General features: G+C 73.8%; 5 protein-coding genes and 1 pseudogene. All 6 read right to left on the bottom strand.

From position 1 onward, the window contains the following. Positions 1 to 99: 99 nt before the first annotated feature. Entirely contained in the window at positions 100 to 1179 is a 1080-nt protein-coding gene (locus tag ACFC09_RS35610; RefSeq protein ID WP_376535310.1) for a S1 family peptidase, read from the bottom strand. Positions 1180 to 1410: 231 nt separating this feature from the next. Further along, positions 1411 to 1602 (bottom strand): annotated as a pseudogene (locus ACFC09_RS35605) (slipin family protein); the annotation flags it as partial. Between the two features lie 187 nt (positions 1603 to 1789). Further along, positions 1790 to 2692 carry a S1 family peptidase gene (locus ACFC09_RS35600; protein WP_376535308.1) on the bottom strand — a complete coding sequence of 301 codons (903 nt, stop codon included), beginning with the start codon at positions 2690 to 2692 and terminating at the stop codon, positions 1790 to 1792. 315 nt (positions 2693 to 3007) lie between these two features. Then, positions 3008 to 3784: a DUF1684 domain-containing protein gene (locus ACFC09_RS35595; protein ID WP_376535321.1), complete on the bottom strand. Its 777-nt coding sequence runs from the start codon at positions 3782 to 3784 to the stop codon at positions 3008 to 3010. A 5-nt stretch (positions 3785 to 3789) separates the two neighbouring features. Beyond that, a complete protein-coding gene (locus tag ACFC09_RS35590; protein ID WP_376535306.1) occupies positions 3790 to 5085 on the bottom strand; it encodes an LLM class flavin-dependent oxidoreductase in 1296 nt (431 codons plus the stop codon). Next, entirely contained in the window at positions 5082 to 6203 is a 1122-nt protein-coding gene (locus ACFC09_RS35585) for an LLM class flavin-dependent oxidoreductase (RefSeq protein WP_376535304.1), read from the bottom strand. Before ACFC09_RS35585 ends, ACFC09_RS35590 begins: the two co-directional genes overlap by 4 nt. Positions 6204 to 6375: the final 172 nt, after the last annotated feature.

Below are 6375 nucleotides of genomic sequence, written 5' to 3'. Positions count from 1 at the left end.
CCCGGGGGCGGCACATGCGAAAGTCCCGCCCCTCGCGCGCGGGACGGGACTTCACACGTGGCTCACACGGAGCGTGCCGCCACTGAGCCGGTCGACCGATCAGCCGATTTGGGTACCGGTCGCCGAGAGTGCCTCGGTGACCGGCTGGAAGAAGGTCGTACCGCCGGAGGTGCAGTTGCCGCTGCCGCCGGAGGTCAGACCGATCGCGCTGCTCCCGGAGAACAGCGAGCCTCCGCTGTCACCGGGTTCCGCGCACACGTCGGTCTGGATCAGACCGGTGACCGTGCCCTCCTGGTAGTTCACGGTGGCGTTCAGACCGGTCACCGTGCCGTCGTGCACCTGCGTGGTCGAACCGCTGCGGGACACGTTCATCCCCACGGTGGCCTCGGCCGCGCCGGTGATCTCCTGGGCGGACCCGTCGTAGAGGTCGACCTCGCTCGGGTGGCCGACGTCCGCGGTGTACTTCACCAGGCCGTAGTCATTGCCCGGGAAGCTGGACTGTTCGTTCTCGCCGATCACGGTGCCGGAGGAGTCCGACCACGTGGAGATGGCCTCGGTGCAGTGCCCGGCGGTCAGGAAGTACGGCTGGCCGCCCTTGACCACGTTGAAGCCGAGCGAGCAGCGCCCGCCCGAGCCGGTGATGGCGTCCCCGCCCGCGACGAAGGGCTTGAACTCCCCCTTCGAGCGCTGGAGTTCGGTGGTCGCGCCGAGCCCTTCGACCACCTTGGTGAGCTTCGCCAGCGCGGCCTTCGAGACGGTCCGGTCGGCGGTGACGACGACCTTGTCGCCGATCGGGTCGACCGCCCACGAGGTGCCGGGGACGGCCGCTTCCCGCCGCAGGGTCGAGCGGGCGCCGTCGAGTTCGGCGAGGGAGTTGGCGACGATTCTGGCCTTGGCGCCGGCCGCCTCGACGGTCCGGGCCGCGCTCTCGTCGAGCACGTTGACGACAAGGTGCTTCGCCCGAGCGTCGTAGTAGGAGCCCGCGGCGTCGCCGCCGAGGTCGGCCACGAGCGTGGAGGCGAGCTTTCCGGCCGCCGGAACCGACAGGATCCGGGGTGTGGAAGTCTCCGTCGGCTCACTGGCGTTCGCAGTCTGGAAGGTGACACCCGCCGTGACCAACGCGGCGATTCCCGCGCCCGTCACGGCGATCCGCCGCCCGGGTATGCGTCGGTGCTTCAACTCACGTCCTCCTGTGGGGGGATGGCCCGGAAGGTTGTGGGGACCTCTTGGGCCGGAAGGCTGGTTGACGGGCGCCTACTATTCCGAGGACGGCGGGGAGCACACAAGGTCGACTTCAGGACGCGCATACGACGCTCTCGCACGCCCCTGCGCGTTGACCGCGTACAGTCACCGCAGGCGATTCGCGCTGCAAACACTGCGAGCGAGCGAGCGTTAGGCGGACAGCGACTTTCAGGACTGTCCGGAATTCGACCCTCCGGGCGCCGGGGGCAGTTGCTGGGCCTTCTCCAGGAACCGCAGCAGCTCCACCGGGAAGGGCAGCACCAGGGTGGAGTTCTTCTCGGCGGCCACCGCCACCACCGTCTGCAAGAGGCGCAGTTGGAGCGCGGCGGGCGTGTCGGCCATCTACTGGGCGGCCTCCGCGCGACAGCCGCCCCCGCCGCCACCAGCTCCTCGACCATGCCGACCCCCCGGGGGGGTCCGAAGTGGGGGTGTCCGGGAGAGCGCCCCCGTCCCTCGACGGTAACTCCGGCGGGCAGCCAAGAGGGAGCCCCCGCACGCCGGTTGCATGCGGGGGCCGGTGGTACGCGGGCCGTCACACGGGCGTACGTCAGAAGACGTGGACCCCGTAGGCGCTCAGGGCCTCGGTGACCGGCTGGAAGAAGGTCGTACCGCCGGAGGAGCAGTTGCCGCTGCCGCCGGACGTCAGGCCGTAGGCGATGCCGCTGTTGGAGTACAGCGGGCCGCCGGAGTCGCCGGGCTCGGCGCAGACCGTGGTCTGGATGAGGCCGGAGACGATGCCGTCGGCGCCGTAGTTGACCGTCGCGTTGAGCGCGGTGACCCGGCCGTTGTGGATGCCCGTGGTGGAGCCGCGGCGGTAGACCGTGGTGTTGACGGACGGCGTGGCCGCGCTGGTGATGTCCACGCTGCCGACGGTGCCCGACTTGGCCACCGAGCTGTTCGTGTAGCGCACGAGGCCGTAGTCGTTGCCCGGGAAGGACGAGCCGGCCGTGGTGCCGAGCGTGGTGCTGTGCCCGGAGTCCGACCACCAGGTGCCCGCGCCGCTGGTGCAGTGACCGGCGGTCAGGAAGTAGTAGTTGCCGCTGTTGTCCTGGACGTTGAAGCCCAGCGAGCAGCGCCAGCTACTCGCATAGATGGCGTCGCCGCCGGAGATCAGCTTCTTGAACGTGCCCGGGGTGTGCTTGATGGTCAGAGCACCGGCGTTGGCTCCGGCCTGCTCCTTGATCTTGGCGATCTCGGCCTGGGAGACGGTGCTGTCGACGGTGACGACAACGTTGTTGTTCTTGCTGTCGACCGCCCAGGCCGTGCCGGGGACGTCCGCCTTGAGAACAGCGTCGCTCGCGCTGGTGAGCTGCGTGGCGCTGAACGTCTGGACGTCGGACGCGTTCGCGGTGGGGGCTGCGAACGCCGCCGCGGCCACGAATCCGGAGGCAAGGGCGATCAGCCGGGTCCGTCTCGCGACGCTGCGGGAAATGGTGCGCTCGTTCCTCACGTTTCGTTCCCTCCCAGGGGAAGTCGGGGGCCCGCGTGGGGTCGGGGCCCGTGAGGCGCAGTCAGGGGCACGAACGACCGGATTCCGGTCCGTCGTGCCCCTGACAAGCGCTGTGGGGGAGTATTCGGCCGAACGGACGGTCGGCGCAAGGGTGCCTTTCGGCCGTCAGTTTTTGAACGAGCTTTGTGAGTTATTGGCCCATTCATGTCCGAACCGGCTGCTCTCCTCCTCCCTCTCCGCTCGCCTTCCCGTCCCTCCCCTCCCCTCGCCTCCCCTCGCCTCCCCTCGCCTCCCCTCGCCTAGCTTCCCCTCGTGTCAGAGCAGGTTCCGCTCCCCCGCGTCGATCGCGATGTCCAGGGTGTTCCCCGGCGGTGGGAAGGGGCACAGGAAGTGGTCGGCGAAGGCGCACGGCGGGAGCTGGGCCCGGTTGAAGTCCACGGTCGTACGGCCCTCCGCGTCGGGTGCGGCCGGGTACAGGAACCGGAACCGGAAGCTGCGCTGCCCGCTGCCGGCGTCGGCGAACACCGCCCACAGCCGCCCGTCCGCCTGCCGCGCGACCTGGAGCGTCCGCTCCTGACCGGCCAGCGAGAAGGCGAGTTCACCGGCGAGGCCGAGGCCGCGCCGGACCCCGTCGGCGTTGTCGACCCGCACGGTCCGGGCCGTGTCGTACGGGGTGAAGCGGCCGGGCACCGACCAGCGCGGGTCGTACGGGGTGGCGTCGATGCCCCGGAAGGCGCGGCGCGTCGCGGCGTCCGGGTCGTAGTCCCGGACACCCCAGACCCCTTCACGGACCAGCACCACCAGCCGGCGCGCGCCGAGCGTGACGCGGGCCGCCGGTTCGGCGTCGGCGCCGAGCCGGACCTCGCCGGCGAACGGCCGCCCGTCCAGGGCCAGTCCGTCGGCCTCGGTCGCGGTGAGGACGACCGCGTCTCCGGCCGCCGCCCAGGTCCCGGGAATGTCCCGAAGTCGCCCCTGCGGCTGGTCCTCGATCCAGTGCGTACCGGACAGCGCGAGCGGCCCGTAGGGGGCCGACACCGTCTCCGTGCGCCGTTCGTGCCAGTGCTTCCAGTCGTCGTTCGGGTCGGTCGTCATCGTGGTCATCGGTCCTTCCGTGCGGGGGTCGCGAGCCCCAGGTGTGAGCGAAGGGTGCTGCCCCGGTATTCCGTGCGGAACGCGCCGCGCTCCTGGAGCAGCGGCACCACCCGGTCCACGAACTCGTCGAGTCCGCCGGACGCGGGGTGCGGTACGAGGACGAAGCCGTCGGCCGCGTTCCGGCGGACGAAGGCGTCGAGTGCGGCGGCGACCGTCTCCGGGGTGCCGACGAAACACGACGGCTCGCCCGCCCCCGCCCCGCCCGGTGCGGGACCCGGGTCCGCGGCGGCACGCGGCGCGCGGCCGGGGCGCCGGGCCGGCACCGGTCGCGGGGCGGTCTCGGCGGCCTTCTCCCGGGCCTCGGCCGCGCTGTCACCGAGGACGATCCCCACTCCGGGCATGATCTTCAGGTCGTCCGGTGCCCGGCCGTACTTCGCCAGGCGGCGCTTGACATCGGCGTAGTAGGCGCGGCCCGCCTCCAGCGCACCGGGCCGGGTGCCGGGGCCGACGGACCTGCGGCCCCCGAACCCCCGGCCCCAGCAGACGACGTCGGCCGTGGCGGCGGCGAGTTCCCGGCCCTCGTCCGAGTGGGCCGCCTGGATCACCACGGGGTGCCCCTGCGGGGAGCCGGGCACGGTGAACTCGCCCGCGAGGTCGAAGTGCCGCCCCCGGTGTGCGAACGGCCGGGGCTCGCCGTCCGGCGGCCAGGAGTCCCACGCCGCGCGTGCGGCGGCGACGAACTCGGCGGCGCGTGCGTACCGGTCGGCGCGGCCGGGACGGCCGCCGCGGCGGAAGTTCCCGCCGGTGACAGCGTCCACGGAGGTCACCAGGTGCCAGGCCGCCCGGCCGCCGCTGAGGTGGTCGAGCGTGGCGAGCCGCCGGGCGAGTTCGTAGGGCGCGTGGGAGGTCGCGTCGGCCGTGGCGGCGAGCCCCAGCCGCTCGGTCACGGCGGCGAGGGCGCTGAGCGCGGTGACCGGCTCGGGCCGAGCCACCGCCTCCGTACCCGTGGGCCGGTTCGCGGGTCCGCCGGGGAACGGACCGCCGCCGGTGAGGAACAGGAAGTCGAACAGCCCGCGTTCGGCGGTGCGGGCGCTCCGTTCGAACGCGGCGAACGCGGGCAGCGGCGAGGTGCCCGCGACGGGACGCCGGGCCGGTCCGGCGGCATCCGCGGGCGTGGCCCTCCCACCCGAGCCGCTGCCGGCCGGGCGGGAGGCGTGGGTCCTGCCGCCGTCCGCGCGCGGTCCGCAGTGCGGCAGCGCGGCGAGATGGATACGCCGTGGGGCGGACCCGCGTACGGTCATGATCCGCCCCCGGCCGCCTGGTACCGGTTCGCGGGCCGGGAAAGGCCCAGGTGTTCCCGCAGGGTGCTGCCCGGATAGAAGGTGCGGAACAGGCCGTGGTGCTGGAGCAGCACCACGGTGCCGTTGACCAGCCGCTCCAGATCGCGGCGCGGCTCGGCGGGGACCAGGTGGAAGCCGTCGACGGTGGACTCCGCGTGCCAGGCGGCGATCAGACGGGCCAGGTCGACGGGGCCGCCGCGGTACAGCGGACCCCGCGCGTCCGCCCCGGGTCCGGCGTCGGCCCGGCGCCCGGTCTCCCGGTCCCGGCCGGGCAGCGTGGACCCCCAGCCGGCCGCCACCGCGGGCTCGCCGCCGCCGAGGTCGACGACGAGGCTCGCCAGGACCCGCAGCGTGTCCGGGTCCCGTCCGTACCGGGCCGCGGCCGAACGGAGTTCCGCCCGTACGGCGGCCACCCGCGCGCCGTCGGCCGCGCGCACCAGTGCCACGTCGGCGTACCGGGCCGCCGTCTGCCGGGCCGGGCGCTCGGTCGCGTCGACCACGCGCACCGGGTGGCCCTGGGGCGGGCGCGGCAGGACCGAGGGGCCACGGACCGAGAAGGTGGCGCCGGTGAAGTCGACGCGGTGCCGCCCGCCCCGGGCGCCCGGCCGGCCGGGCGCCGCGTCCGGTGGCCCGGCGCCGTCCGCCCAGCTGTCCCACAACCGCGCGGCCACGTCGGCGACTTCGCCCGCCTCCCGCCACAACGCGTCGGCGCCCGCGGCGGGACGGCGGCCGAAGAGGCGGGCCTCGTCCTGGCCGGACGAGACGTCGAGCCACCAGCCGGCCCGGCCCCGGCTGACCCAGTCGAGGGTGGCGACGGCCGTCTGGACGTGGAAGGGCTCGGTGTGCGTGGTGGTCACCACGGGCACGAGTCCGATGCGCCCGGTCTCCGGCGCCACCCGGGCGAGGACCGCGAGCGCGTCGGGTCCGGGGCGCCCGAAGCCGTCGCCGAGGGTGACGAAGTCCAGGCCGCCGCGCTCGGCGAGCCGCACCTGCTCGGTGTACGCGGCGGCGGCGTACACCGACGGCTGGTCCACGGCGGCGGCCAGGTGCAGCAGCCCCCGTTGGGACGATGCGGTCATGTCCGGGACGACCTTTCCGGGGTGCGGCGGGCCTTTGGGCGACGCGGCGAAGACCGCGCCGTGCCTCGGTACGGTCGCACCACGCCTCGGCACGGTCGCGCGGCGCCTCGATACGGTCGCACCGTCCCTCGGAACGATCGCACCGCCCCTCGGAACGGTCGCACCGCCCCTC

The sequence above is a fragment of the Streptomyces sp. NPDC056161 genome (genome assembly GCF_042268025.1).
GTDB lineage: Bacteria > Actinomycetota > Actinomycetes > Streptomycetales > Streptomycetaceae > Streptomyces.
This window is presented reverse-complemented; position numbering and strand designations above follow the sequence as displayed.

Bases quoted from the DNA above. Each gene is read 5' to 3' on its own strand.
- ACFC09_RS35595 (WP_376535321.1), bottom strand. From the start codon at position 3,784: ATGACGACCGACCCGAACGACGACTGGAAGCACTGGCACGAACGGCGC.
- ACFC09_RS35590 (WP_376535306.1), bottom strand. From the start codon at position 5,085: ATGACCGTACGCGGGTCCGCCCCACGGCGTATCCATCTCGCCGCGCTG.
- ACFC09_RS35585 (WP_376535304.1), bottom strand. From the start codon at position 6,203: ATGACCGCATCGTCCCAACGGGGGCTGCTGCACCTGGCCGCCGCCGTG.